Annotated in this window: 1 protein-coding gene; it reads right to left on the bottom strand. The window is 63.5% G+C overall.

Going from position 1 to position 551, the window contains the following annotated elements; all coding sequences use genetic code 11:
- A partial coding sequence (locus tag EOA28_RS37945; RefSeq protein ID WP_128315956.1) for an HAD hydrolase-like protein occupies positions 1-469 on the bottom strand: 469 nt, incomplete at its 3' end.
- Positions 470-551: the final 82 nt, after the last annotated feature.

Below are 551 nucleotides of genomic sequence, written 5' to 3'. Positions count from 1 at the left end.
GGATGGTCTCGGTGAGATGGCGCGGGTCGGGCTTGCGGAAAGCAAACGTATCCTGGCCGCAGATCGCGGCAAAATAGTCCGACATGCCAAGCGCGCCGATCAGCGTCGCGGAATTGGCTTCGTATTTGTTGGTGCAGACGGCCATCAGGTATCCGGCGGCCTGGAAACGGTCGAGCGCCGCGATCACGCCAGGGTAGGGGCGCGACTTGCCGGGGATGTTCAGCGTGTAATGGTCGAGGAAGAGCTTCAGCAGCCGGTCGTGCTCTTCGGCCATCAGCGCCTTGTTCTGCGCGGCATGCGCGCGTTCGATCATGACGCGGCCGCCATGGCCGACGAAGCGCCTGAAGCCGGCTTCGTCGACAGCGGCCAGATCACTCGCCGCCAGGCTGTGATTGAGGCTGTCGAGCAAGTCGGGCGCCGTGTCGACCAGCGTGCCGTCGAGGTCGAAGACAATGATCGGGCGGGTCATGGGCGGTCCTGCGAAATTCTCGTTGCTGCAGCCGATACAGGCTGGCCAGGGTTCAAGCAAGAAGCCTCGATCGGTCCACAGA

The sequence above is a fragment of the Mesorhizobium sp. M2A.F.Ca.ET.067.02.1.1 genome (genome assembly GCF_004023285.1).
In the GTDB taxonomy this organism is placed as follows: domain Bacteria; phylum Pseudomonadota; class Alphaproteobacteria; order Rhizobiales; family Rhizobiaceae; genus Mesorhizobium.
This window is presented reverse-complemented; position numbering and strand designations above follow the sequence as displayed.